The organism is Streptomyces sp. A5-4 (genome assembly GCF_051131715.1).
Lineage (GTDB): Bacteria > Actinomycetota > Actinomycetes > Streptomycetales > Streptomycetaceae > Streptomyces.
In genome coordinates this window covers 1342967-1369182 of sequence record NZ_CP178591.1, presented here as the reverse complement: position 1 = coordinate 1369182, position 26216 = coordinate 1342967, and the positions used below count along the sequence as shown (strand labels likewise).

General features: G+C 70.6%; 21 protein-coding genes and 1 pseudogene. 12 read left to right on the top strand and 10 right to left on the bottom strand.

Annotated features, from left to right (window positions below; genetic code table 11):
- Positions 1-71 precede the first annotated feature (71 nt).
- The 4 genes from ACLLJJ_RS06315 (at position 72) to ACLLJJ_RS06300 (ending at position 5023) form a co-directional block, all read left to right on the top strand.
- Positions 72-1346: a DUF5685 family protein gene (locus ACLLJJ_RS06315; protein ID WP_434588272.1), complete on the top strand. Its 1275-nt coding sequence runs from the start codon at positions 72-74 to the stop codon at positions 1344-1346.
- Between the two features lie 103 nt (positions 1347-1449).
- A complete protein-coding gene (locus ACLLJJ_RS06310; protein ID WP_434588271.1) occupies positions 1450-2241 on the top strand; it encodes a DUF1684 domain-containing protein in 792 nt (263 codons plus the stop codon).
- A gap of 250 nt (positions 2242-2491) precedes the next feature.
- On the top strand, positions 2492-3391 hold the full coding sequence (locus ACLLJJ_RS06305; RefSeq protein ID WP_434588270.1) for a S1 family peptidase: 900 nt from the start codon (positions 2492-2494) through the stop codon (positions 3389-3391).
- A 549-nt stretch (positions 3392-3940) separates the two neighbouring features.
- A complete protein-coding gene (locus ACLLJJ_RS06300; RefSeq protein WP_434588269.1) occupies positions 3941-5023 on the top strand; it encodes a S1 family peptidase in 1083 nt (360 codons plus the stop codon).
- Between the two features lie 292 nt (positions 5024-5315).
- Here ACLLJJ_RS06300 and ACLLJJ_RS06295 read toward each other — a convergent pair whose 3' ends face one another.
- Together ACLLJJ_RS06295 and ACLLJJ_RS06290 are read right to left on the bottom strand one after the other, a co-directional pair.
- Positions 5316-6500, bottom strand: a complete 1185-nt coding sequence (locus tag ACLLJJ_RS06295; RefSeq protein ID WP_434588268.1) for an AAA family ATPase — start codon at positions 6498-6500, stop codon at positions 5316-5318.
- 37 nt (positions 6501-6537) lie between these two features.
- On the bottom strand, positions 6538-7572 hold the full coding sequence (locus ACLLJJ_RS06290; RefSeq protein WP_434588266.1) for a DUF3533 domain-containing protein: 1035 nt from the start codon (positions 7570-7572) through the stop codon (positions 6538-6540).
- A gap of 227 nt (positions 7573-7799) precedes the next feature.
- Between ACLLJJ_RS06290 and ACLLJJ_RS06285 the strand changes: the two genes are divergently transcribed.
- On the top strand, positions 7800-8669 hold the full coding sequence (locus ACLLJJ_RS06285; RefSeq protein ID WP_434588265.1) for an esterase/lipase family protein: 870 nt from the start codon (positions 7800-7802) through the stop codon (positions 8667-8669).
- Positions 8670-8742: 73 nt separating this feature from the next.
- Here the strand turns inward: ACLLJJ_RS06285 and ACLLJJ_RS06280 are convergent, their stop codons facing one another.
- The 4 genes from ACLLJJ_RS06280 to ACLLJJ_RS06265 all read right to left on the bottom strand — a co-directional run bounded on the left by ACLLJJ_RS06280 (position 8743) and on the right by ACLLJJ_RS06265 (position 12638).
- Entirely contained in the window at positions 8743-9747 is a 1005-nt protein-coding gene (locus tag ACLLJJ_RS06280; RefSeq protein ID WP_434588264.1) for a lytic polysaccharide monooxygenase auxiliary activity family 9 protein, read from the bottom strand.
- A 356-nt stretch (positions 9748-10103) separates the two neighbouring features.
- Positions 10104-11006 carry an endonuclease/exonuclease/phosphatase family protein gene (locus tag ACLLJJ_RS06275; RefSeq protein WP_434588263.1) on the bottom strand — a complete coding sequence of 301 codons (903 nt, stop codon included), beginning with the start codon at positions 11004-11006 and terminating at the stop codon, positions 10104-10106.
- Between the two features lie 202 nt (positions 11007-11208).
- The gene (locus ACLLJJ_RS06270) at positions 11209-11655 is read right to left on the bottom strand and encodes a subtilase-type protease inhibitor (protein WP_434588262.1); all 447 of its coding nucleotides are present in this window, start codon (positions 11653-11655) and stop codon (positions 11209-11211) included.
- Positions 11656-11942: 287 nt separating this feature from the next.
- Positions 11943-12638, bottom strand: coding sequence for a response regulator (locus ACLLJJ_RS06265; RefSeq protein WP_434588261.1), 696 nt, complete (start codon positions 12636-12638; stop codon positions 11943-11945).
- A 139-nt stretch (positions 12639-12777) separates the two neighbouring features.
- Between ACLLJJ_RS06265 and ACLLJJ_RS06260 the strand changes: the two genes are divergently transcribed.
- From ACLLJJ_RS06260 to ACLLJJ_RS06240, 5 genes and pseudogenes are all read left to right on the top strand, one after another.
- Positions 12778-14397, top strand: coding sequence for an IS1634 family transposase (locus ACLLJJ_RS06260; RefSeq protein ID WP_434588209.1), 1620 nt, complete (start codon positions 12778-12780; stop codon positions 14395-14397).
- Positions 14398-14548: 151 nt separating this feature from the next.
- Entirely contained in the window at positions 14549-15532 is a 984-nt protein-coding gene (locus tag ACLLJJ_RS06255) for a Bug family tripartite tricarboxylate transporter substrate binding protein (protein ID WP_434600319.1), read from the top strand.
- On the top strand, positions 15529-16062 hold the full coding sequence (locus tag ACLLJJ_RS06250) for a tripartite tricarboxylate transporter TctB family protein (protein WP_434588260.1): 534 nt from the start codon (positions 15529-15531) through the stop codon (positions 16060-16062). The genes ACLLJJ_RS06255 and ACLLJJ_RS06250 overlap by 4 nt, the downstream gene beginning before the upstream one ends.
- A 4-nt stretch (positions 16063-16066) precedes the next feature.
- A complete protein-coding gene (locus ACLLJJ_RS06245; protein WP_434588259.1) occupies positions 16067-17563 on the top strand; it encodes a tripartite tricarboxylate transporter permease in 1497 nt (498 codons plus the stop codon).
- 20 nt (positions 17564-17583) lie between these two features.
- Positions 17584-17880: pseudogene (locus ACLLJJ_RS06240) on the top strand (GNAT family N-acetyltransferase); the annotation flags it as partial.
- Here ACLLJJ_RS06240 and ACLLJJ_RS06235 read toward each other — a convergent pair.
- Positions 17860-18366, bottom strand: a complete 507-nt coding sequence (locus ACLLJJ_RS06235; RefSeq protein WP_434588258.1) for a DUF402 domain-containing protein — start codon at positions 18364-18366, stop codon at positions 17860-17862. The pseudogene ACLLJJ_RS06240 and the gene ACLLJJ_RS06235 sit on opposite strands and share 21 nt — an antisense overlap.
- A 103-nt stretch (positions 18367-18469) precedes the next feature.
- Between ACLLJJ_RS06235 and ACLLJJ_RS06230 the strand changes: the two genes are divergently transcribed.
- Positions 18470-18844 carry a GntR family transcriptional regulator gene (locus ACLLJJ_RS06230; protein WP_434588257.1) on the top strand — a complete coding sequence of 125 codons (375 nt, stop codon included), beginning with the start codon at positions 18470-18472 and terminating at the stop codon, positions 18842-18844.
- Positions 18845-18882: 38 nt separating this feature from the next.
- Here the strand turns inward: ACLLJJ_RS06230 and ACLLJJ_RS06225 are convergent, their stop codons facing one another.
- Positions 18883-19977: a DUF5925 domain-containing protein gene (locus ACLLJJ_RS06225; RefSeq protein ID WP_434588256.1), complete on the bottom strand. Its 1095-nt coding sequence runs from the start codon at positions 19975-19977 to the stop codon at positions 18883-18885.
- A gap of 129 nt (positions 19978-20106) precedes the next feature.
- Between ACLLJJ_RS06225 and ACLLJJ_RS06220 the strand changes: the two genes are divergently transcribed.
- A complete protein-coding gene (locus tag ACLLJJ_RS06220; RefSeq protein ID WP_434588255.1) occupies positions 20107-21525 on the top strand; it encodes a xylan 1,4-beta-xylosidase in 1419 nt (472 codons plus the stop codon).
- Between the two features lie 19 nt (positions 21526-21544).
- Here the strand turns inward: ACLLJJ_RS06220 and ACLLJJ_RS06215 are convergent, their stop codons facing one another.
- Both ACLLJJ_RS06215 and ACLLJJ_RS06210 read right to left on the bottom strand, forming a co-directional pair.
- The gene (locus ACLLJJ_RS06215; protein ID WP_434588254.1) at positions 21545-25435 is read right to left on the bottom strand and encodes a lipopolysaccharide biosynthesis protein; all 3891 of its coding nucleotides are present in this window, start codon (positions 25433-25435) and stop codon (positions 21545-21547) included.
- The gene (locus ACLLJJ_RS06210; protein WP_434600318.1) at positions 25428-26201 is read right to left on the bottom strand and encodes a polysaccharide deacetylase family protein; all 774 of its coding nucleotides are present in this window, start codon (positions 26199-26201) and stop codon (positions 25428-25430) included. The genes ACLLJJ_RS06215 and ACLLJJ_RS06210 overlap by 8 nt, the downstream gene beginning before the upstream one ends.
- Between the last annotated feature and the right edge of the window lie 15 nt (positions 26202-26216).

Below are 26216 nucleotides of genomic sequence, written 5' to 3'. Positions count from 1 at the left end.
GGTCGTACGGGTGAACGGATCGCCTCGGTACGATGCGGGCCGCACTGTCGAAAGACTCCCGGGGGAGCGCCGTGTTCGGAATCGTCAGGCCCTGCAGCCATCGGCTCACCGAGGGGCTCAAGACCGAGTGGATGGCCCATCTGTGCGGCCTCTGCCTGGCACTTCGTAGCGACCACGGCCAGCTCGCCAGGGTCGTCACCAACTACGACGGCCTGATCGTCTCGGTTCTGACGGAGGCTCAGGTCGAGCGCGGTACGGGATGGCGGCGCACCGCGGGCCCCTGTCCGCTGCGCGCCATGCGCACCGCGCCGGTCGCGCAGGGGGAGGGCGCCAGACTCGCCGCCGCCGTCTCTCTGGTGCTCGCCTCCGCGAAGGTCCGGGACCACGTCGCCGACCGGGACGGGGTGTTGGCCCGCAGACCGGTGGCCGCGGCGGCGCGCAAGGTCGCCGCGGGATGGGACAGGGCGGGGGCCCGCACCGGCGCCTCGCTCGGTTTCGACACGGCTGTGCTGGTCGACGCGGTCGACCGGCAGGGCGCGATCGAGGCGCTGGCCGGCCCCGGTACCTCACTGCTGACCGTCACCGAACCGACCGAGACCGCGACCGCGGCGGCGTTCGCGCACACCGCGGTACTGGCGGGCAGGCCACAGAACGCGGCGCCGCTGGCCGAGGCCGGCCGGCTCTTCGGCCGCCTCGCGCATCTGCTGGATGCGGTGGAGGACCAGGAAACTGACGCGGCGTCGGGTGCCTGGAACCCGCTGACGGCGACCGGCACCGACCGCACCGAGGCCCGGCGGCTGTGCGAGGACGCGCTGCGCGGTGTACGGCTGGCCCTGCGCGACGCGCACTTCGTGGACGACAGGCTGGCGCACGTACTGCTGGCCCACGAGCTGCGGCAGTCGGTGGACCGGGCGTTCGGGACGACGAGCTGCGGACACCAGGGTCAGGTACGGGGGCAGGGGCAGGTCCAGGCGTACGGGACGCCGCCGACCGGATCCGGGAACGGCGTGGGGCCGTACGGTACGAGCAATCCCCACGGCGGCACCCCTTACGGAGGGACTCCCCAGGGCGGCAATCCCTACGGTGGCGGTGTTCCCGGCATGCCGGGCGCGCCCGGTGGTCCCGGCGGGCCGCCGCCCGGCTTCTCGTACGAGCCGCCGAAGCCCGGCAAACGCGGGTTCTGGGCGGGCTGCGCGGTCGCGATCGGGCTGTGCTGCACCTGCCAGATGTGCTGCGCCGGCGAGTACGAGGGCCCCTGGTCCAGGAAGAAGCGCGAGGGCTGCTGCCGCGACTGCGACTGCCCCGACTGCGGCTGCGACTGCTGCTGCCCCTGCGACGGCTGCTGACGGAGGCTCAGCTCCGGCGGCGGGCGACGGGGCCACCCGGAGCGACGCTGCGCGATCACCCGGGATCCCCCTGCCCGTACAGCGGGTGTGAAAGGTTGACCGCATGAGCACAGACCCGCAGCAGGACTGGCAGACCTGGCACCAGCAGCGCATCGAGACGGTCCGGGCGCCGTACGGCCCGCTCTCGCTCACCGGCACCCACTGGCTCTCCGACCACCCGGAGGGGCGAATTCCGGCCGTGGCCGGGCGGTGGGCCGAGGACGGCGACGAGGTGGTCCTGACCGCCGGGCCCGATGACCGGATCACCGTCGACGGCAAGCCCCTGACCGGCGAGATCAGGCTGACCGCGGACACCGGGCCCATCCACGAGTCCCGTGTCCTGGCGGGCGAGCAGCGACTTGTGGTGCTGCGCCGCGAAGGGCTGTGGGCCGTCCGCGTCTTCGACCCGCAGTCACCCGCGCGGCGCGCGTTCGCCGACATCGAGGCGGGACCGTACGACGAGAAATGGTCCCTGCCGGGCCGCTTCCGCCCGTACGACGAGGGGCGCACCACGATCCAGGTGGAGAACGCGGACGGGCGCGCGCGGGGGCTCGGTCTGGCCGGCGAGATCGCCTTCGACGTCGAGGGGAACGAGCACACGCTCCAGGTCGCGATCGAGAACGACGGCTCGCTGTGGGCGGTCTTCGCCGACGGGACCAGCGACGTCAGCAGCTACCACTTCCGTTTCCTGCGGCCCGCCGCACCGGCCGCCGACGGCGCGGTGACCGTCGACTTCAACCGGGCGCTGCTGCCGCCCTGCGCCTTCGCCGACCACTTCATCTGCCCCTTCCCGCCGCCGGGCAACACCCTGTCGGCCCCCGTTCCGGCGGGTGAGCGGAACCGCGTCGACCGCTGATCCGTCCCACCGCTCGAAAGTGTGCCGCTCAGCCCCGTCAGCCCCGTGACTTCCACGACTGCCGGGGCCGCGCCGTGTAAGCGCGGTCGGCCGAAAGGCGCCCTTGCGCGGGCAGTTGACTCCCCGAATACTCCCGAACAGCGCTTGTCAGGGACACAACTTGTCCGGAACGCGGACATGCCACTGGCTGCGCCTCACGGACCCGACCACCCCACCGCGGGTCCCCGACTCCCCTCGGGAGGAACGACAAGTGAGGATCAAGCGCACCACCCCCCTCAGCGGTATAGCGAGACGGTCCAGAGTGATCGCCATGGCAGCCGGCTTCGTCGCCGTCGCCGCTCTCGCCGTACCGACAGCCAGTGCCGGTGAAGCCGGTACCTTCAGTGCGGGCCAACTCACCTCCGCCAGTGACGCGGTCCTGAAGGCCGACATATCCGGAACGGCCTGGCACATCGACAAGGCGACGAACACTCTCGTCGTCACGGCCGACAGCACCGTCTCCCGCGCCGAGATCACCAAGATCAAGCGGGAAGCCGGGACGGACGCGGGCGCCATCCGCGTCGAGCGCACCCCCGGCACCTTCTCCAAGCTGCTCTCCGGCGGTGACGCCATCTATACCTCCAGCTCGCGCTGCTCCGCCGGCTTCAACGTCCGCAGCGGGACCACGTACTACTTCCTGACGGCGGGCCACTGCACCGACGGCTCCCCCGCCTGGTACACGAACTCCGCCCGCACCACGCGTATCGGCCCCACGACCGGGTCCAGTTTCCCGGGCAACGACTACGGCATCGTGCGGTACGACAACGCGTCCGTCACGCACCCGGGGACCGTCGGCAGTGTCGACATCACCAGTGCGGCCAACGCCACCGTGAACATGTCCGTCACCCGTCGCGGTTCCACCACCGGAATCCACAGCGGTACTGTCACCGGCCTCAACGCCACCGTGAACTACGGCGGCGGCGATGTCGTCTACGGCATGATCCGCACCAATGCGTGCGCCGAGCCCGGCGACAGCGGCGGCTCGCTGTACTCCGGCACCCGCGCCGTCGGTCTGACCTCGGGCGGCAGCGGCAACTGCTCCTCCGGCGGTACGACCTTCTTCCAGCCGGTCACCGAGGCACTGAGCGCGTACAACGTGAGCATCTACTAGGCGGCATCGGACGCTCCGAGCACGATCGCATGACTGCAGCCAGCAGCAGATGAGTCCCTGCCCCCACCGGGCGGGGACTCATCTTCGTCACGGCCGTTGTCGCAGCTGTGGTCACGGCCGTCGTGCGGGACGGGAACGGGCTCCCCATCGGCGGTGCGGCGGAGGTACGCGGTGTCGCGGACGGCCCGGACCTCGTCCGGGTGTCTTGTCGGAATTCGCTCGCGCACAGTCGGCCACACCCGCCGTCGCGCCGAAGTCCGTACCCGCGAAGCCGGCGGCCGACGCCATGGGACAAAAACAGAACAGGACCGGCCCTCACCCGCTGCCCGGGTCCGGTCGCACTGGGTGTTCGCGAACGCGACCGGCACAGCATGATCACCTCACCGCCCCGGTATGGCCGCTGATGTAAAGAGACAGCAACCGTGCCGGGGTTGTCGTGTGCGCGTCTTGAAGTCGACCTTGTGTACGAGCGAACGACCTCGGAATAGTGGGCGCCTCCGGGCCCTCCCCCCACCTTGTTGGGCCCGACCCCCCACAGGAGGTCTTGACTTGAAGCACCGACGCATACCCAAGAGGCGCGTGGCGGTCGTAGGAGCCGGTGTCGCGGCACTGGTCGCAGCAGGAGTCACCCTCCAGACTGCGAACGCGAGTGAGGAAGCCCCTCAGTACACCGTCAAGTCGCTGTCGGCGACGGCGGCCGGAAAGCTCGGCTCCGACCTCACCTCGGGTCTGGGCGGCGACGCGGCCGGCGCGTACTACGACACCAAGTCCAAGGCCCTGGTGGTCAATGTTGTGGACGAGGCGGCGGCGCAGGGCGTACGCGAGGCGGGCGGCAAGGCCAGAATTGTCGAGAACACCCTCAATGAGCTGAAGGCCGCGCGCACGACCCTCACCGACAAGGCAACCATCCCCGGCACCTCCTGGGGTACGGACCCGGTGAGCAACAAGGTGGTCGTCACGGCGGACCGTACGGTCAAGGGTGAGGCCTTCAGCAAGCTGGAGAAGGTCGTCAAGGCGCTCGGCGCCAAGGCCGAACTGAAGAAGACCGCAGGGGAGTTCAAGCCCCTCATCGCGGGGGGCGACGCCATCCTCAGCGGCGGCGGACGCTGCTCGCTCGGCTTCAACGTGGTCAAGGACGGCGCGCCGCACTTCATCACGGCGGGCCACTGCGGCCAGGCCGGCAGCGCGTGGACGGAGCAGGGTGGCGGCAAGCTCGGCACCATGGCCGAGTCGAAGTTCCCGACGACCGACTTCGCCCTGGTGAAGTACGACGACGGAGTCGCCCACCCCAGCGAGGTGAACCTCTACAACGGCAGCGCGCAGGCGATCAGCAAGGCCGGCGAGGCCACCGTCGGCCAGCAGGTGCAGCGCAGCGGCTCCACCACCCAGGTGCACGACGGTGAGGTCACCGCGCTCGACGCGACCGTGAACTACGGCAACGGTGACATCGTCAACGGACTCATCCAGACCACGGTCTGTGCCGAGCCCGGCGACAGCGGCGGCTCGCTCTTCGCGGGCGACACCGCGCTGGGTCTGACCTCGGGCGGCAGCGGCGACTGCTCCGCCGGCGGCGAGACCTTCTTCCAGCCGGTGCCTGCCGCGCTGTCCGCCCTCGGCGCGGAGATCGGCTGACCCGACATCGGCTGACCCGACATCCGGTGGTCCGACATCGGGTGGTCCGGGATCGGCTGATGCGGCCGCAGGATTGCTAGGAACTACGGGCCGGTCAACGACATGTGTCGTCGACCGGCCCGTAGTGCTGTCATGACGGCCAGGCCGCCAGAGGGCCGGACCGATGCGGACGTGGACTGTTCGGCCCGGCTGCGGGCGGGCGCCGGCCCGTCGCCCACGCCTGCGGGGACGGCTGTGGACGCGGCGCTGTTCGCCCGCGCCCTCGCGGTGCACCGCGTCCAGGTCCGCGGAGCTACCGCTTCGGCCAGTACCAGAGCGGTTCGTCCAGTGGGCCCTCGTGTCCGGCCACGCCGGTCTCGCCGAAGTCCTTGACCAGTTCGACGGTGCGCAGATCGAGGCGGCGGTCGTGGGCGCCGCGTCCCAGCGCCTCGGCCAGCGGCCCGGCGTGCGTGACGACGACCAGCTGGATGGTGGCGCCCGCGGTGAGGATGAGCTCCGCGAGCGGTCGCAGCAGGTCCGGGTGAAGGCTGGTCTCGGGCTCGTTGAGCACCAGCAGGGTGGGCGGGCGCGGAGTCAGCAGGGCCGCCACCCACAGCAGGTAGCGCAGGGTGCCGTCGGAGAGTTCGGCGGCGCCCAGCGGTCGCAGCAGGCCGTGCTGACGCAGCTCCAGTTCGAACCGGCCGCCGTGGTCGGCGACCGTGACGCGGCTGCCGGGGAACGCCGCGTCGACCGCGGTGTCCAGTGCGTCGTGGTCGCCGATCTCCCGGATCGTCTGGAGCGCCGCGGGCAGGTCGGAGCCGTCGTGACTGAGCACCGGCGTACGGGTGCCGATCCGCGCGGACCTGGCCGGCGCCGCCGCGTCGGTGCGCACATGGTCGTAGAAGCGCCAGGACCTGATCTGCTCGCGCAGCGCCAGTAGATCGGGGGCCAGCTGCGGGTCGGCCAGCTCGCTGAGCATGCTGTCGTACGGGCGTACCGCGCCCTGCGTCCGGTGCCAGCTGCCATCGGCCGCGCGGGTCCGCACGGCGGGTCCCGAGCGGTCGCAGAGCAGCGCGGCGGGGCGCAGCACCGGCCCGGACCAGGTGCACTCCCGCTTGATCTCCGGGTCGAGGCCGAACAGGGAATCGGGCGCGGGGGAGGGGTGGCCGAAGTCGACGGCGTAGCCGAACTCGTCGCCCGCGAAGCCCAGTCGCAGACTGACCGGCCCCGTGCGTACCGTCCCCTGCACCGGGTGGTGGCCCTCGCGCACGGCGCGGCCCGTCTTCTCGGGGCCCGCCCACAGTGTCGATGCCAGCCCGCCCTCCCGGGCGAGGGCCGCCACGGCGCCGCCCCGGGCCGAGTCGGCGAGCAGCCGCAGGGAGCGGTAGAGGCTGGATTTGCCGGTGCCGTTCGCGCCGGTCACCACGGTGAGCCGGCCGAGCGGGACGACGAGTCTGCGCAGGGACCGGTAGTTCTCCACGGCCAGAGTGCTGATCACGTCCGGGACCCGGAGGGGCCGCGGGGATCCGTACCGCTCACCCCAGGGCCGCGGGGTCGTCGGGAGCGGTGGGGACCTCTTCCGGCCTGCGCAGCGAGGACATCACCAGCGTGACGACGGTGCCCAGGATCGCCCAGATGGCGAGGACCTGGAGCGAGCCGGACATCGCGTTGCCCTTGAAGTACGCGATCGAGCGGGCCGCCCAGGTGCCCGCGCCCGGCGGCAGGCCGGGGCCGATGGCCTCCCAGAAGGGCGGCAGCATCGGCAGCGGGAAGGCGCCGCCCGCGCTCGGGTTGCCCGCGATGACGACCAGCAGGACGGCCAGACCGATGCCGATGATGCCGGTCAGCGCCTGGAGGGCGAGGGTGATCGCGCCGACGGCGAAGACGACCAGGGCGCCGAGTCCCCAAAGGGCCACGATGCTGCCGGGCAGGGCGCCGAGAATCGGTCCGACGATGATCGCGCCGCCGAGGCCGCCGGCGATCGAGTAGAGCGCCATGGCGCCGAGCCTGACGACGGCGCGCTCCCGGTTGGCCGCTCGCGAGCCGGCGCTGATCGCGAGGATCGACGCGCAGAGATACCCGCCCACGCACCAGCCCACGACCAGGTAGAACGCGGAAAGCCCGTCGAAGTCCTGGGCCGAGGCCGGGGCCACGTCCACGGTCTTGACCGTGCGCTGCTCGGACGCCTCGACCTTCGTGGTGAGGGAGGTCAGGGCCGAGGACAGCACGGTGCCGCCGCCGGAGGCGACGAGCAGGGTGTCCTTCTTGGAGGCCGGGTCGACGATCAGGGCGCCGTCGATCTTGCGGTTCATGATCTGGTCGCGGGCGGTGGCCTCGTCCTTGACCGTGCGCGGATCCAGCGGCTTGCCGGGCAGGCCCCGGAGCTGGTCGACGAGTTGGCTGCCGGCCTGTGCGGGGGCGACGACACCGAAGGCGACGTCCTTGGGCTTGGGATTGTGCAGCGCTCCCACGTAGGACGCGATGAACAGCAGCTGGAGCGCCAGTACGCCGATGACGAGCAGTGCGGCCCGTGGCGTGACGGCGGTCTTCACCTCGTCGACGAGAGTCATGCCCCCACGGTCTGGGCAGTCAGGTGTTTCCGCAGGTGGGGAGGGTCCGAATGGCTGACGGCCGGGTGGGCGGCAGGAGGTTGTTGACTTTCCGTCAAGATTTCTTGGCGCGTCACTTCAGTCTTTGACTACTCGCGGGTATTTTGGCCTCACCACCACATCTTTGTGATCCGGATCACAGGGCGCACCCCATCGCATTTCCCCTTGAGCCGCAAGGAGATCACCCGATGCTGCCCTGGAAACGAGCGCTCAGACCCGTCGCCGCGCTGCTCCTCGCCGTCGTTGCCACCGTCACCCCCGCCGTCACGGCCACCGCGAGCGCCGCCGCGCCCGCCCCCACCAGCGGGTGGAACAACTACGCCTGCCAGCCGTCCGCCGCCCACCCCCGCCCCGTCGTCCTCGTTCACGGGACCTTCGGGAACTCCGTCGACAACTGGCTCGGCCTCGCCCCCTACCTGGTCAAGCGCGGGTACTGCGTCTTCTCCCTCGACTACGGGCAGCTCCCGGACGTGCCGTTCTTCCACGGCCTGGGCCCGATCGACAAGTCCGCCGAGCAGCTCAATGTGTTTGTCGACAAGGTGCTCGCCACGACCGGCGCACCCAAGGCCGACCTGGTCGGCCACTCGCAGGGCGGCATGATGCCGCGGCACTATCTGAAGTTCCTCGGCGGAGCCGCCGAGGTGAACGCCCTGATCGGCATCGCACCCGACAACCACGGCACCACACTGCTCGGGCTCACCAAACTCCTGCCTTTCTTCCCCGGCATCGAGGGCCTGCTCACCACCAAGACCCCGGCCCTCGCCGACCAGATGGCCGGGTCGCCCTTCCTCACCCGGCTCAATCAGGGCGGTGACACCGTCCCCGGAGTCCGCTACACCGTCATCGCCACCCGGTACGACGAGGTGGTCACCCCGTACCGCACACAGTTCCTGTCGGGTCCGGGCGTACGCAACGTCCTGCTCCAGGACCTGTGCGGGGTCGACCTCTCCGAGCATGTGGCGATCGGGGTGCTCGACCGGATCGCCTTCCACGAGGTGGCCAACTCGCTCGACCCGGCGCGGGCCACCCCGACCACCTGCGCCTCGGCCGTCAGCTGACCCACGTCGGCAGGCACGACTGCCGCCCGCCCCGGAGAACGGGACGGGCGGCAGTCGTGTGCGGGGCCGTGGGTCAGCGGCGGGCGGCCTTGCGGCGGACCGAGCCGAACATCACCGCGGCGCCGACGGCGAGGGCGGCGGCGCCGCCGATCGCGATGTACGGCGTGGTGCTGTCGCCACCGGTCTCGGCGAGGTTCTCGTCGGCGGCGGGCGCGGCGGCCGGCAGCGTGGCGCCGTTGGGCTCCGGGGCGTTGGCGGCGGGCTCGTCGGCCCCGGGCTGCTCGGCGGTTGCCGGTGCCGTCGTCTCGGCGCCCGTCTTGTGGTCACCGTCGCCGTGGCCGTTGTGCTCGACGGAGGACTTGTCCGCGCCGTCGGCGAGCTCCTGCTCGGAGGGGGCGGAGGCGCCCGGCGACGGCGCGGCGCCCGCGCCCGAGCCCGCGGTGTCCTTGCCGAAGACCACGTCGGAGCAGGTGTAGAAGGCCTCGGGGCTGTCCGAACGCTGCCAGACGCTGTAGACGAGGTGGCGGCCGGACTTCTTCGGGATGGTCCCGTTGAAGACGTAGTCGCCGTTCTCCATCTTCGGGTCGGTGACGTCGGCGAAGGGCTTCTCCTCCAGGTCCGACCACTTCAGGGGCTTGGCGGGGTCGTAGCTGTCCTTGGTGATGTACAGCTCGAAGGAGCCCTTGTGCGGGGCGGTGCCTTTGTAGCGGAAGGTGTGCTGACCCGCGGCGAGCTTGCTCGACGGCCAGTCGGCGCGCGGCAGGTCCAGGCCCTTGTACTTGTCGTTGCCTGCGCTGCACAGCTCGCCGTCCGGGATCAACTGCTTGTGGTTTCCTGCGGCGTTGGCGATGTTGACCGCGTTCCAGTCGTAGAAGGCCTGCACACCGCTGGCAGAGACCGCCGCCTTGCACGCCGCCGAGTCGGGGCTCTCCGGACCTTCCGCGTAACAGGCGGACACCCGGGAGACCGGGTCCGTCATCGACCCGTGGGCGGCGGCCGGAGCGGCGGACAGAGCGGTCAGTGCCAGCGGGGCGATGCTGAGGGCGGCGATCGAGGCTGCCGTGCGACGAGCGGTCATCGTGACGTTCTCCTTCAGGTTCCACGGGGTGGGGGGATACGGGACGGGGTTCGAACCGGCGGCGCAGCCCCCCGGCGAACTGCTGCGCCGACGGGAGGAATCCCGCCCCGGCGATCAGCACGCTAGCCCCAAGAAACCGTGAAATTCCCTGCTGAGGAGGGGTGATGGAGATCCTTATGGTCCGGTTAAGGGAGCGCTAACCGGGGGCTGAGGCTGGGCCCCCGCAAGCCCCCGTTCGACCCGTTCGTCGGTTACGGACCAGTCCGTGGGGGTCCGTAACGGGGCACCTCGTGCGGCGCGCCCCGAACAAGGGGCGCGCCGTGAGGCGGAGAGGGCGGCGGCGTGCCGCCCGGGGCTCAGGGAGAGGAACGCGGAGCGGCGGCCCCGGGCTGCGTTGGCCTCAGGTCGGCGTGCAGCAGGTCGTGGTCCGAGTACGGGGTGGGATGCACACCGTGCTCCAGCGGGACGAAGCCTCGCAGGAAGATGTAGTCGAACTTGCTGCGCCAGTCGGTGGTCGGCTCGCAGGTGCCGGTGGCCGAGGGCCCGCACCCGGGGTCCGCGTCCGTGGCCAGGCCCCACATCGCGGTGAGTTCGGCGGTGTCCGGCACCGCGTTGAAGTCTCCGAGAACGATCGTGCGGTCGTGCCGGGCGACCTCCGCCGCGAGTACGCGGGTCTGTTTCGCCCGGACCGCTTCCTGACGTCGTTGGGCCAGGTGCGTGTTGAAGACCCGGACGGGCCGGCCGTCCACGAGGGTGGTGACTGCCATGTACCCGCGGTCCTCGGATCCGCCGTCGGGGTATTCCACGTTCATCCGGTCTGTCATCGGTGCGGCCGAGAGGATCGCCTGGCCAAAGCCCCCCGGGCTCCACGGCAGTCCTCCGCAGCGGCCCCAACTGCGCAGAACCGAGCCGTACTCGACGTGGTAGACCAGCCCGTACAGGTACCGCAGATGATCCCGGATCCTCTCGACGTCACGCACGCACGCTTCTTGCAGGCCGACGACCTGGGGCGCGTACGTGGCGATCTCCGCTGCCCGGCCGACGTTGTGCCTGCTCGCGTCGCAGGGGTTGCAGATGTTCCACGTCATGACCCAGTTCGGTACGACCTCTCTGGCGGCGTCGGCCGACAGGGGCACGGCGATACGGGTACCGTCTGGTGCGCTGGGGCCGACGAGCGCCACGCAGGCCACGATCACGGTGCCCGCGAGCAGCCGCGCGGCGGTTCCGGTCACCATCGCCTCCTCGAAGTGGAGACACATGGCATCGCCTGAGGTCTCTCCGCGCGAGGCTATGGGACGGGTTGTCTGCGGCGCGTGAGGTGCCCGGATCTCGTCGTGCTCGGACGCGAGATGTCACCTGCACGTACCAAGACGCGTGCGGGCCAGGTCTCGTCGGGAAGAGCGGGTGGGACGCGCGCGGCGGCCCGGCGCGTCCTGCGCCGGGCCGCCGTCCCACTCGGGCTCAGAAGTTGAAGACCGTGCCGTCCGCCAGGCGTCCGTTCATCTCGCAGGCGTTGCCGAACGTGGTGGACCAGGTGACGTGCTTGCCCTGCCACACCCCGCCGGCGGTGACCGTGACGGGGTCCCACTGGCGTGTGCACATGCGCTGCGAGGTGGGCTCGACCAGCTGGTTGAACTCGCCGCCGACGGAGCTCAGTTCCGCACACGCGGACACGGGGGAGGGGTGGCTGCCGGTGGGCTTGGGCGCGCAGTTCAAGGTGACGGCCCGCTCGACGGTGGCCGTCGCGGCGTCGTCGCCCTTACTGACGGTGAGGACGAGAGCCGACGGGGCGTAGAGGCTCGTCGCGCGGGCGGGCTGGGCCTGTGCGGCGCCCGCGGCGGCCGTTCCGGTCAGGAGGAGGGCGGCTGCCGCGGCGAAAGTACCGGCCGTGTTGAGGGTGTTACGCATGGGTGAATCCCTTTCGTTCGCTGTTGCGATTGCGGTCGGGAGTCTTGCGTACGCGGACAGTGAGTGCACATCGGTCGGCAGTTTCCGGCCCCAGCGTTCGAACCAACCTCTACCGAATGGTCGTTCGGCCAGCTGGGAGTGGGTGTGCGGGGCACACGAAGGGCCGTCCATCATGTGGACAGATCTTGGTGGTGCAACAGAAAACTACCCTCTGACCTGCGGGTATTTCCGACGGGTGTCTTTCGCAAAGAACACGCTTCGGCCGGAAATCACTCGTATACGGCCTGCTAGCCGACCCACCGATAGCGCCGCTCGGGCCGACCCGTCCCGCCGTACCTCAGCGTCACCTCGGCCCGGCCCGTGTCCGCGAAGAACTCCAGATAGCGGCGCGCGCTCACCCGTGAAAGTGACCCCGCCTTCGCGCACTCGGTGGCGGACAGCCCCGCGGGCTCCTCGCGCAGCGTGCGCTCCACCAGCTCCGCGGTGTGCGCCGCCAGACCCTTCGGGAGCTCGCGCGAGCCCGGCGGGCGGGTGCCGAAGATCTGGTCGACGTCCTCCTGGCGCGCCTCACCCAGCTCGGCCAGTTCGTGGAAGCGGGTCCGCAGGGACGCCACGTGCCGCAACTGCTCCTGCAGAGCGGCCTGGTTGAACGGCTTGATCAGGTAATGCAGCGCACCGGCCCGCAGCGCCGCCCGGATGACCGCCGCGTCCCGGGCCGCCGTGATGAACAGGGCGTCGACCGTGTGCCCGGCCTCGTCGCGCTGCTCCGCGGCCCGCAGCTCGCGGAGCACGGTGATCCCGTCCATGTCCGGCAGATAGACGTCGAGCAGCACGAGGTCGGGGCGCAGCAGCCGGGCCGCGCGCAGCGCGTCGGCGCCGTTGTGTGCCACCCCGACGACCGTGAAGCCGTCCATCGCGGACACGCAGCGGCTGTGCAGCTTCGCGACCATGAAGTCGTCGTCCACCACCAGCACCTTGGTCACCGCGCCAGGCTAGGCCGATCCTCCGCACATAGCTGAATCGGATGAACTGATGAGTTGGCCGGTACTTCGATAAGTGCGGGTCGTTGTTCTGGACGTGCCGATATCTCGTTCGTGTCGTTCCCGGGTCCAGCGCCCCCGCATGTCGGTGGAGTTGGCGCCTGTGGTGGAGAGGCGTCTGGGTGCTCTGCCTGCCTCTGCCGAGTTTCTGCGCCGGCTGGACGTGGCCGGGATCATCGACGAGCTGTGTCCTGTCCGTGAGGTGGCTCATCTGACGCACGGGCAGGTCGTCGAGGCGCTGATCGCCAACCGGCTGTCCTCGCCGACCTCGATGGTGCGGGTGGAGGACTGGGCGCGGAAGTGGGCTGTCGAGGAGGTCTTCGGCATCGAGCCGGACCTGCTCAACGACGACCGTATCGCCCGCGCTCTGGACGCGATCGCCCCGCACCTGGAGGAGATCACCGGCTCGGTCGGCGCGCAGGCCATCGCGGAGTTCGGCATCGATACCGCTCAGATCCACTGGGACATGACGTCGATCTCCATGTTCGGCGCCTACCCGGACCAGGAAGAGGAGTACGCGCAAGTCAGATACGGTCACCCCAAGGACCGGCGGGTCGACCTGAAGCAGGTCCAGGCCGGGCTGGCCGTCACCCGCGACGGTGGCATCCCCGTCTTCCACCGTGCCTACGACGGCGGAGCGGGCGAGGTCGCCCAGGTCGTCGGCGCGATGAAGGCCCTGCGGAAGATCGCCGACCGCAAGGACTTCCTGCTCGTCGCGGACTCCAAACTGGTGTCCTACCCGAATGTCACCGCCCTGCTTGACGCCCGGGTCGGATTCGTCGCCCCCATACCCGCGGCCCAGGTCAAAGCCGGCTTCTACGCCACTGCCGACCTCGGGGCCGCCGAGCTGGTCGACTACGTCAACGACCGCGACCGCGAGCGGGAGACCCCCGCCGACCAGCGCGAGTCCTACCGGGTCCTGGAAGACGTCCACGCCATGGCAGGACCACGCAAGCGCGACCCGGTCCACCACCTGCGCCGGATCCTGGTCCACTCCACCGGCAACGCGGAGGGCCAGCGCAAAGCACGCGCCAAGCGTCTGGCCAGAGCCACCGAGGATCTGGAGAAACTGCAAAACTCGGCCGGCGGCCGGTACTACACCACCGCCGAGAAGGTCCAGGCCCGGATCGGGGTGATCACCAAGTCCCGCCGGGTCGCCAGCTGCCTGCGTACCACCGTCACCGCCGGCCCCGACGGGAAACCCACTCTGGCCTGGCACTTCGACGAGGACGTCCTGGCCGCCGAAGCCGCCGCCGACGGCTGGTACTCCCTGGTCACCGCTCTGACTCCGGAGCAGGCCGACACGGCCGAGGTCTTCCGGCGCTACAAAGGCCAGGGAGTGGTCGAACGCCGCTACGGCGAGTTCAAAGGCCCCCTGGCCGTCGCGCCGCTGTTCCTGGAGCACAACCGCCGCATCACGGCCTTGATCACCGTGATCTGCCTGGCCCTGCTGGTCTACTGCCTGATCGAACGCCAGGTCCGCCAGGCCCTGGGCCCCGAGCAGACCATGGCCGGCCTCTACCCCGACAACCGCAAGGTCCGACCCACCGGCCGCATGATCCTCTACCACCTCGACGGCCTCATGCTCCGCCCCGGCACCGCCACCGACCCACCCGTCATCCTCATCAGCCGAGGAGTCCAAGCACACCTACTCGAACTCCTCGGCATCGACGAAACCCGGCCCCGCTGGCTGGAGACCTAAAGCCCCATGTGCGAAGTCACCGGCTAGGTCGCGACCACAACGATCACAACGTCCGTTGATTGCGGAAGGGAGACAGGTTGTTAACGCACAGGCAACATGTGGGCCACTTCACAATCAGCCGAACTGATCAAAAGGACAGGTGGTGGCCCAGGTGCGCATGCGCACTCCCCTCGCCCTGCTCGGGGCGGCCGTGCTCGTACTGGTCGGGCCGCCGCTGCTCACCTCGGGCAGCGGCTCCGACACCGGCACGCAGATCCCGGGCCTGCGCTTCATGGTTCCCAACACCCCCGGCGGGGGCTACGACATCACGGCCCGGACCGCCGCCAAGAACGCCGAGGACGCCGAGCTCACCCACAACATCGAAGTGTTCAACCTGCCGGGCGCGGGCGGCACCGTCGGCCTCACCCGGCTCGTCGGCGAACACGGCAACGGCAAGGTCGCCATGTCGATGGGGCTGGGCGTCGTGGGCGCCGTACACACCAACAAGTCGCCCAATACCCTTGCCGACACGACGCCGATCGCCCGGCTCACCGAAGAGACCGACATCGTCGTCGTCAGCAAGAACTCCCCGTACAAGACCTTCGGCGACCTGCTGAAGGCCTGGAAGAAGAACCCCGGCAAGCTCCCCGTCGGCGGCGGGTCCTCGCCCGGCGGCCCCGACCACCTCGCCCCGATGCTGATGGCGAAGGCCGCGGGCATCGAGCCGAAGGCCGTCAACTACATCCCCTTCGACGGCGGCGGCGAACTGCTCGCCTCGATCCTCGGCGACAAGGTCGCCTTCGGCGTCTCCGGCCTCGGCGAATACCTCGACCAGATCGAGTCGGGCGAACTGCGCCTGCTCGCCGTCACCGGGCCCAAGCGCGCCAAGGGCCTGGACGCCCCCACCCTGCGCGAAGCGGGGCTCGACACCGACTTCACCAACTGGCGCGGCATCGTCGCACCGCCCGGCCTCACCGACGCCGAGCGCGACAAGCTCGTCACGCTGATCCAGAAGCTGCACGACTCGCCCCAGTGGCAGGAATCGATGAAGAAGAACGGCTGGGACGACGCGTTCCTGACCGGGAAGGAGTTCGGCGACTTCCTGGACGAGCAGGACCGGCGCGTGGACTCGGTGCTGAAGGAGCTGGGGCTGTGACCGCCGGAAGCACGACCGAAACGCCCCTCTCCGCGCGCCGCACCTGGCTGCGCGAGCACTCCGAACTAGGCGTCAGCGTGCTGCTGCTGGCCCTCGGCATCCTGGTCCTCACCGACGCCCTCACCATGGACGTCGACATCGCCCAGCGCGGCCCCGTCGGCCCCAGAACAGTCCCCGTCGTCGTCGGCATCGCCCTGCTCCTCGTCGCCGCGCTGCTCGCCGTCGACGTGCTGCGCGGCGGGCGCGGCGAGGCCGAGGGCGGCGAGGACATCGACCTGAGTGAACCGGGCGACTGGCGTACGGTGCTGCTCCTCGCCGGCGTATTCCTCGGCAACGCGGTCCTCATCGACCCGCTCGGCTTCCCCGTCTCCGGCGCACTGCTCTTCTGGGGCTCCGCCTACGCACTGGGCAGCCGGCACTTCGACCGCGACCCGCTCATCGCCGCCGGCCTCTCCCTCGCCACCTACTTCGTCTTCAACAACCTGCTCGGAGTCCCGCTCCCCGGTGGCCCCCTGATGGAGGTGCTGTAAGCAGATGGACTCCCTCAACTCCCTCATCGACGGCTTCGGTACGGCGCTCACGCCGATCAATCTGCTCTGGGCCGCCATCGGCGTACTCCTGGGCACCGCCATCGGCGTACTGCCCGGAATCGGCCCCGCGATGGCCGTGGCCCTGCTGCTCCCGGTGACGTACGGCCTGGAGCCGACCGGCGCGTTCATCATGTTCGCGGGCATCTACTACGGCGCGATGTTCGGCGGCTCCACCACCTCCATCCTGCTCAACACCCCGGGGGAGAGCGCGGCCGTCGTCGCGGCCATGGAGGGCAACCCGATGGCGAAGGCCGGGCGCGGCGCGCAGGCTCTCGCGGCGGCGGCGATCGGCCACTTCGCCGGCGGCATGATCGGCACCATCCTGCTGGTCGTCCTCGCCCCGACGGTCGCCTCACTCGCCGTGGACATCGGCGCACCCGACTACTTCGCCATCATGGTGCTGGCCTTCATCGCCGTCACCTCGGTCCTCGGCTCCTCGCGCATCCGAGGCCTGGCCTCGCTGCTCATCGGCCTCACCATCGGGCTCGTCGGCCTGGACCAGATGACCGGCCAACAGCGCCTCACCTTCGGCTCGCTGCAACTCGCCGACGGCGTCGACGTGGTGATCGTCGCGGTCGGGCTCTTCGCGATCGGCGAGGCCCTGTGGGTCGCCGCACACCTGCGGCGCTCCACGAGCGAGCCGATCCCGGTCGGCCGCCCGTGGCTGGGAAAGGCCGACCTCAGGCGCACCTGGAAATCTTGGCTGCGCGGCCCGCTGATCGGCTTCCCGTTCGGCGCGATCCCGGCCGGCGGCGCGGAGATCCCCACGTTCCTGTCGTACGTCACCGAGAAGCGGCTCTCCAAGCACAAGGAGGAATTCGGCAAGGGCGCCATCGAGGGCGTCGCCGGACCGGAGTCGGCGGCGTCGGCCTCGGCGGCCGGAACGCTCGTCTCCATGCTGACCCTCGGCCTGCCGACCACGGCCGTCGCCGCCGTCATGCTGGCCGCCTTCCAGCAGTACGGAATCCAGCCGGGGCCGCTCCTCTTCGAGCGCGAACCCGACCTGGTGTGGGGCCTGATCGCCTCGCTGTTCGTCGGCATGGTGCTGCTGCTCCTGCTCAACCTGCCGCTGGCCCCGCTCTGGGCCAAGCTGCTGCGGATCCCGCGCCCGTACCTCTACGCGGGGATCCTCTTCTTCGCCGCGGTCGGCGCGTACGCGGTCGGCGGAGAAGCCCTGGACCTGGTGATCCTGCTGGTCATCGGCCTGATCGGATTCGGCATGCGGCGCTACGGGCTGCCCGTGCTGCCCGCGGTGATCGGCGTGATCCTCGGCCCGGCCGCCGAACAGCAGCTGCGGCGCGCGCTGCAGATCAGTGACGGCAGCGTGACCGGTCTGGTCAACACGCCGTTCTCGGTGACGGTCTACCTGGTCATCGTGCTGTTGCTGGCCTGGCCCTTGCTCAAGAAGCTGCTCCCGCACCGCCGTCATGTGAAGGCGTGACCCACGGCATCGTGCCCGAGGCGAACCACCTCTTTCTCGACAGCACCGCGGTCCACCCCGACGCCCACGGGCAGGGGGTGGGTCGCGGTCTGCTTGCGTTCGTCGACGAGCGCGCGCGAGCTGGACCCCCCGAGGTGCGGCTCCATACGAACGCGCTCTTATGGGAGAAGCAGAAGCTCTACCCCAGGTACGGGTACGGGTACGGGTACGAGTGCGTGGAGCGGTGCGTGGACGGGGTCCGGAGCCGCTTTCACTACCGCAAGCGGCTCCGGCCGGTCGCGAACGACCCCGGCAGGTCAAACCCCCGACCGGCCTGAAACCGCGGTCAGCAGGTGGGTGAGGCCCGGTCCCCGGGCCAGCAGCTCAAGGTCGTCCAGCGCCCGGCCCGCCTCGGCCGCCGCCTGCGGGTCGCGGTCCGCCAGGCCGCTCTCCTCGAACTCGTCCTCGTCCAGGCGCAGGATCGCGGAGCCGTCGGCCGAGACCCACAGGTCCAGGTCCAGGTCCTCGACCTCCACGCGGTCCGTCAGGACGACCGCGGGGCGCGTCACATCGCAGTACCAGCCCTTGAGCGTGCCGTCCCCCGACCTGACCTCCTTCACCGCGTACCAGCGGTCCCGCCAGTAGTGCTCGGTGAAGACATCACCCGGCTCGAACCGTACGAAGCCGAAGTCCCGTACGCCCGCTCCCGCCCAGGGTGCGCGGACCACGAGATGAGTGCCGTCGTCGGAGAACAGCTCCGCCGGATAGCGGATCTTCGTACGGCCCGCCTTCAGGAGGGTGATCTCAACGCGGTGTACGGACATGGCGGACCCCCGAGGCGCGAACGATCAACAGCATGGACGGGACGTTACGCGCGGGACATCCGCTCTTGCCTCCCATTTTCCTTCCGTGGGGGACAATTGGCCGGTGACTTTGAACATCTCCATCGACCCGGACGACACGACCGCCCCGTACGAGCAGTTGCGTGCCCAGATCTCCGAGCAGGCCCACGCCGGCGCGCTGCCGGTGGGCCACAAGCTGCCGACCGTGCGCGGCCTCGCGGAGGATCTGGGGCTCGCGGCGAACACCGTGGCCAAGGCGTACCGCGCACTGGACGCCGACGGCGTGATCGAGACGCGCGGGCGCAACGGCACGTTCATCGCCGCCGCGGGGGACGCGGCGGAACGGCAGGCCGCAGCCGCCGCCCAGGCGTACGTCGACCGGGCGCGACGGCTCGGGCTCAGCCGCGCCGGGGCGCTGGCGGCCGTCGAGGACGCGTTGCGCGCCGGCTACACGAAGTAGGCGCCGGACGTTAGGGTTCGGCGGGCTCTCGCGGGCGGCTACAGGTACAGGCCCGCGTCGGAGACCTCGTGCTGGGCCGGCACCGAGGCCGGACCGGTGCCGCGCCGCAGGGCGTACAGCTCCGCCAGGGTCATGCCGTCGCGGCCGACGCCCTCCGCCGTGCCCAGCCAGTTCACCGCCTCGTTGCGGGTGAGCGAGCCGACCTCGATACGGGCCAGGCAGCGGCCGGGGCGGACCACCGCCGGGTGGAGCCGCTCCAGGTCCTCATTGGTGGTTACGCCCACCAGCACGTTCCGCCCCTGGCCCAGGAGACCGTCGGTCAGGTTCAGCAGCCGCGACAGGGCCTGGCCCGCCGTGTGCTTGGCCTCGCCGCGGATCAGCTCGTCGCAGTCCTCAAGGAGCAGCAGACGCCAGCGGCCCTTGGCCGATCCGTCGTCCTCGCCGATCGCGATGTCCATCAGATAGCCGACATCGTTGAACAGCCGCTCCGGGTCCAGTACGCAGTCGACCTGACACCAGTCTCGCCAGGAACGGGCCAGCGTCCGCAGCGCCGAGGTCTTCCCGGTGCCCGGCGGCCCGTGCAGGAGCAGTAGACGCCCCGCGATGTCGTCCGGCGTGACCTTCATCAGGCGGTCCATGGCGTCGGCCACCGGCGCCGTGTAGTTGGGCCGCACCTCATCCCACGTACCGGCGGCGATCTGCCGGCTCGTGCGGTGCGGGCCGCGGCGCGGCGAGACGTACCAGAAGCCCATCGAGACGTTCTCCGGCTGCGGCTCCGGCTCGTCCCGCACGCCCTCCGTCGCCTGCCCCAGCACCTGCTCAGCCAGCTCGGAGGTCACCGCGGTCACCGTGACGTCCGCGCCGCGGCTCCACCGGGACACGAGCAGCGTCCAGCCCTCGCCCTCGGCGAGCGTCGCGCTGCGGTCGTCGTCGCGGGCCGCGCGCAGCACCTTCGCCGACGGGGGCAGCAGTGTGGCCCCCGGTTTGACGCGGTCGATCGACGAACTGTGGGAGTAGGGCTGCTCGCCCGTCGCGAAACGGCCGAGGAACAGCGCGTCGACGACATCGGACGGTGAATCGCTGTCGTCGACATTGAGCCGGATCGGCAGTGCGGCCTCAGGGTTCGCAGACATGGCGCCCATGATCCCCCGCGGCGCGGTCTCGTGCACCGGGTTTCACCAGCTGCCCCGCGGCGCGGCGTTACGTGCCTGTTCCGGAAGAACCTGCGGAAATGCGGCCGCCCCCCGATACTCTGACGAGTGATGGGACGTCATGAGTGGAATTCGGGGCCCCGGCGGTGGCGCATCATCGCACTGCTGGGCGTGGGCGCGGTGGTGGTCGCCCTCCTGCTGACGATGTGCAGCACCCTCCCCGACAACGGTGCACGCGACGACGCCGGCACCACCGCGGACGGCGACAAGGTGCACGGCACCCCGGCGAAGCCGCCCGCCGATCCGTCTCCCGAGCTGGGCTGGGGCTTCACGCACACGCAGTACAGCGCCGACGAGGGTACGGCCGCGGCACGCAAGAAGGCGGACGAGACGCTGTCCGCGCACAAGCTGCCGCAGATCCAGCACATCATGGGATGGGGCGCGGAGAACCCCGAGCCCTCACCCGGCCGCTACCAGTTCGACGAGCTCGACAGCCGCGTCGACCTCATCCGCAGGACGGGCGGCACCCCCGTCATCACGCTGTGCTGCGCGCCCGACTGGATGAAGGGCGGCAAGGCCGGCGCGGAGAACACCGACTGGAGCAAGAAGTCGCTGGAGACCGCGCCGAGCCCCAAGCACTACAAGGACTTCGCGAAGCTCGCCTCCACCGTTGCCAAGCGCTATCCCGACGTGCGGCACTTCATCGTCTGGAACGAGTTCAAGGGCTTCTTCGACGACAGCAGCAAGCGCTGGAACTACGAGGGCTACACCGAGCTGTACAACCTGGTGTACGCCGAGCTGAAGAAGGTCGACCGGGAGAACCAGGTCGGCGGCCCGTACCTCGTCATGGACAGCTACGAGCCCCGCGACACCACCCACGCCTCGTCCCTGAAGGGGCCCTGGGGCAGCGTCGACCAGCGGGTCCTCGACGCCTTTGCCTACTGGAGCAAGAACAGGGCGGGCGCCGACTTCGTCGTCGTCGACGGCGCCAGCTACACCCGTGACGACGAGCTGCTGCCCGACGAATTCAAGGCGACGGACAAGCTCACCGCCGTCGGCGAGTGGGTCCGTGCCAGGTCCGGCAAGCTGCCGCTGTGGTGGGCCGAGTACTACGTCGAGCCCGGCGACGACGACGACGAACGCGAGGGCTGGAGCGAGCCGCACCGCGTCGCCGTGCACGCTTCCGGCATGATCGCGATGGCCCGCGGCGGGGCGAGCACCGGCTTCTACTGGAACCCGCAGAACAGGGGCGCCAAATGCGCGGGGTGCCTGTGGCGCTCCACGCAGCTGGCCGACGGCGGCAGCGAGCTGCCGATGCTGACACTGCTCGCACGGTTCGCGAAGGAGTTTCCGCCGGGGACCCGCTACGAGAAGGTGCCGGTCGCCTCCGACGACGTACCCAATGTGCGGGTCGTCGCCGACGCCGACGCGGCGCTCGTCGTGAACACCCTGAACCGGCCCATCCAGGCGAAGGTGGACGGGAAGTCCTTCGACATGGCCGGGTACGAGGTGCGCTGGCTCAAGCGCTGACCGGCGGCGGGCGGTACGCCTAGGACATCGTCATGAAGCGCTGGACCAGTGCGGCCAGCAGCACCGCCAGCAGCGGCAACGAGAACCAGAACGTGCTCTGCAGCCACTGCAACTGCCGCACGCCGGGCGCCACCGCCACCCGTACGACCTCGCGCGCCGCCAGCAGCACGATCAGCGCGAGCGCTGCCAGGGCGCCCACCACCGACCACGGGGTCCAGGTGACCTGCGGGCCGATCGGACCGGGGTTCGGCTTCTCGACCGGATCGTCCGGCTGCTCGCGCAGCGCGTACATCGACACGTCCGCGTTCGTCAGGACCTTCCTGAGCTCGGGGCGCCTGTCGAGGTTCGCGACGAGTCGCTTCTCCCAGGTCGGCGAGTAGCCCGCGTCGAACTGCAGATAGACCGACTGGCTGCGGTTGATCATGAGGTACGAGTTCGGCCCGGCGACCTTGAGCGACTTGACCAGGCCCGCCACCAGCACCGGGTCGGCCGGCGCGAGCGTCGGCAGATAGCTGACCTTCTCCATGTCCCTGGCGCCCCAGGGGAGGGCGGGTGTGACGTTGTCCAGGATGTCGTTGCTCATCCACAGCAGCCGCACGGAGGGGTCATCGTGCTCGTACACGAACTCCATCGCCGCGACCTCGCCGCCCCTGATCCGCTCGAAGGGCTCATTGCCCCACCGGGCGACCAGGAAGCCGCCGATCAGGACCAGGCCCGCCATCAGCGCGGCCACCGGCGCCAGACTCTTGCGGTCCGCGTCCCGCTCGTCCGCGGTGGCGCCGGTGCGTGGGAACAGCGCGAGGCCGGCCAGCAGGGCCGCCCCGGGCAGCGCGAACATGAAGACGCGCAGGGCCATTTCGCCGCCGTACGACTGCATGCCGAAACCCAGGAACGGGACGAAGGCCAGCACCAGCAGGGACCGCTCGCGGTACCCGTTGAGGCGGCGGCGCCACCAGCCCCAGCAGGCGAAGGCCATCACACCGCCGGCCAGCGCCACCCGGACGTAGAGCACCAGCTTGTGGGTGGAACTGCCGCCCTCGATACGGCCGGAGACCGACGACGTCACATTGCCGCCGACGCCGCCGACGCCGCCGAAGAGCTCGTCGAAGTGCCCCGACCAGTACGGCTCGGCGAAGAACCCGATCCACACGGCCACCAGCACCCCGAAGAGGATCGGCAGCCCACGCAGGGTCGAGAGTCCGGTCACGACCAGCGCGGCGAGCACTCCGAGCATCACGAACGGGGTGAGCTGGTGCGCGGGCACCGTCGCGGCGAACAGGCCGACCAGGACGAGCAGCAGCACCGCCTTCTCGCGCCGCGCAGCGGGCCTGACCTCGGCCTCGCCCGGCCGCCGCTTGGTCCACAGGACCCGCGGCTCGCGGAACCAGACCAGTAGCACCGCCACGAACGCGATGTACAGCGCGTAGGTGAAGCCCTGCGGCGAGAAGTAGTCCTGACCGACCCAGCCGCTCAGGACGAAGATCCAGACGCCGGTCCACTTGGCCCGCCAGCTCGCCCGCATGGACCGCGCGAGCAGGAACAGCGGCGGCAGATACAGCAGTTGCAGGGCGGTCGGCCACCAGCGGATCACCGAGGACATGTCCGAGATGCCGCAGGCCTCGGAGACGAAGGAGGCCGCCGCGAAGAAGCCGGGCCAGCTCCAGCGCGCGTCCAGGTCCGGCACCGCGGAGCCGGTCCTGTCGATGTAGTCCATGAAGCCCAGGTGCTGCCAGGCCGTGGCGAACCGCGGCTCGGCCTCCAGCACGGCGGGCAGCGCGTGCAGCGACACCACGGTGGCGAGCAGCGCGGCCAGCAGCAGCACGGTCCGCGGCCGGTCGAGCCACAGCAGCGAGGCGAAGGACAGTGCGAGCAGCCCGGCGCCGACCAGTGTCGCCGTCGGCAGTACGGAGATGAGTCCGAGCCCGCCCATCCGGTCGAGATCCGCCTCGCCGATGCCCAGGACGGGCAGCCAGTACAGCGCCAGCGCGGTCACCAGCAGCAGCCCCACACCCAGCTCCGGGATGCGCGCGTGCGGGAGAGCGAAGCGGCTCTTGGACGGCTCGGGGCTGACCGTCGCCGCCGGTGGCCCGTCGGGCGACGGGGGCTGCTCGGCGGACGGCGGCGTCTGCTGCCCCCGCGTGGGGTGCGCCTTCGGATCCTCGCTCGCCTCGGCCGACGGCGCGGGCGAGGGGACGGACGAGGTGGAGTGCGGCGCGTCGACCGCCTTGGGCGGCGACTTGAGCGCCCAGGTGGGCCGGTGCCCGGCGTCCGCGTCCCCGCCGCTTCCGAGCTCCCCGCCACCGATCACGGGCGTGCCGGCGGCCGGTGTCCCGGGCCCCGGTCGCACATCGGGCCGGCGCTCCGGGTGGTCGAAGTCCAGCCGCGCGCCGAGCGGCATGGTGTCCTGGTCGAGTGCGGAGCGCAGCGCCCAGCGCGTCCCGAACTCCCCGCGGGAGCCGGAGCCCGAGCCACCGCCGATGCGCTCGGCGGGCACCTGCCCAGCCGGCGCGAGCTCCGTGTCGCTGTCACTCTCGCCTTCGACCGCCCGGTCCGCGAGCTTCCCTTCGGGGACGGTCGCCCGGGGCGGCGCCGACTTGATCACCCGGTACAGCTTGATGCCCGCGACCGACGCGACGACCGCGAGGCTGGAGATCTCGGCGACACCGGCCCCGACGAGCCCCATCCGCGGCAGCAGCACCAGCGTCAGGCTCAGCACGAGCACACACAACGCGCCCTGGAGGTAGGCGAGCCCGGAGGTGCGGCTCTGGGCGCGCAGCACCGCGAAGTAGACCTCGATGACGACGCGCAGCAGCGCACCGATCGCGAACCAGCGCAGCAGTGGCGTCGCCGCGTTCGCGTACCCCTCGCCGAACACGCCCAAGATGTACGGGGCGCCGAAGAACAGCACGGCCGCCACGGGCAGCATGATGCGGGCCATGCGGCGCAGTGCGGCCCGGCAGTTCCGCGCCAGCGTCGACGGGTCGTGCGCGCCCTCCACCGTCAGCGAGGCACCCATGTTGATGGCGAGCAGGTTGACCGTGCCGCCGATGGTCGTGGTGATGTAGAAGTACGCGTTGTCCTCGGAGCTGACCTGCGAGGCGACGATCACCGGCACCGCGTAGACGACGGCCAGCGAGAAGAGCGAGCCGGTGTAGTCACCGGCCAGGAAGCGGCCCATCTGCCGCAGGGTGGGCGGCCGGGTGGTGTGGGCCGTGGCCGCCACATGGCGCGGTACCAGCCGCCGGAAGACCATCCAGCCCAGCGGGATCACCGAGACCGCGATGGCCGCGACCCAAGAGACGAAGACACCGGCGGTCGGTACCGACGTCGCGATGACGATGAGCAGGACCAGCTTCACCGCGGAGAAGACGGTGTTGCCGACGGGCACCCACAGCGCGCTGCGCAGACCGGTCAGCACACCGTCCTGAAGAGTCAGCAACGACCAGGCGACGACGGCGAGCACAAAGCCGAGGCCGTTCAGCGGGCCGTGCAGAAAACTGTACGAAGGGCCCCACAGGTTCAGGGTGGACAGGAAGATCCCGGCGGCCACCGCGACCACCAGGGAACTTCCCGCGTACGTCTGGAGGACCAACCGCCCGGTCCTGCGCCCCGCCACCGGAATGAAGCGCGCCAGAGCCCCGGTCAGCGTCAGCGCGGCGAGGCCGGCCAGCAGCTTCATCGCCGCGATGGCCGCCGAGCCCTGGCCCACCGCGGACTCCGAGTAGTACCGGGCGGCGATCAGCCAGAAGCTCAGCCCGAGCAGCGCGCTGATCCCCGTGTTGAGCATCAGCGCATAGGCGTTGCGGAAGAGCGGGTTGCCCCCGCCCTTTCCCGGCAGGAGCAGGCGGCGTCCCGGCGTCGGCCGGGTCGCCGGCGCGCTGTCGGCCTGGGCGATCGTCGTGTCAGACACGGGTTCTGCTTACCTTCCGGCCGGCCGCTCGGGCTCTGCGGACCACGGCGTATCCCTTGGTGAGGGCTCGGTCCCTGGCGAAGGCGCGGGCAATCGACCGGCCTTCCACCAGTTGTTCGAACTCCTCGATACCGGTACTGCGCTGTACGGTCACCCGACGCAGGGCGTACGGCCCCTGGCATCGCTCCGCGAGCGCGTTGCCCACGGCGAGCGACTGGGTGAACCCGGCCTTGCGCACGGCACGCCGCACCCGACGGCTGGAGTATCCGTACGGATAGGCGAACGAAGCGGGAGGGTTCCCGAGTTCCCCGGTGATGATCTCCATGCACCGCGAGGCCTCGAACCACAGCTCGGAGTCGGGCAACTGGTCCATCTGCGGGTGGGTGTGGCTGTGCCCGCCGATCTCGGCGCCGTCGGCGGCGAGCTCCCGCACCTGGTTCCAGTCGAGCATGGTGTCCAGGGCGCCCCTTTCCTCGTACGCGCCGCGTACCCACCCCGTCGAGACGAACACGGAAGCCGCGAAGCCGTACTCGGCCAGCACGGGGCGTGCGTGACGGTGCACGCCCTCGTACCCGTCGTCGAAGGTGATCACCACCGGACGGCGCGGCAGCGCGCCGCCGTTTCGCCAGCGTGCGGCCAGCCGCGCCGTCGTGAGCGGCGTGTAGCCGCCCGCGTCGAGCAGCTCCATCTGCCCGGCGAACGCCTCCGGCGTCACCGAGAGGCCGTACGCCTGCGGCGACGGGGCGCGCCCCACCGCGTGGTACATCAGGATGGGTACCGG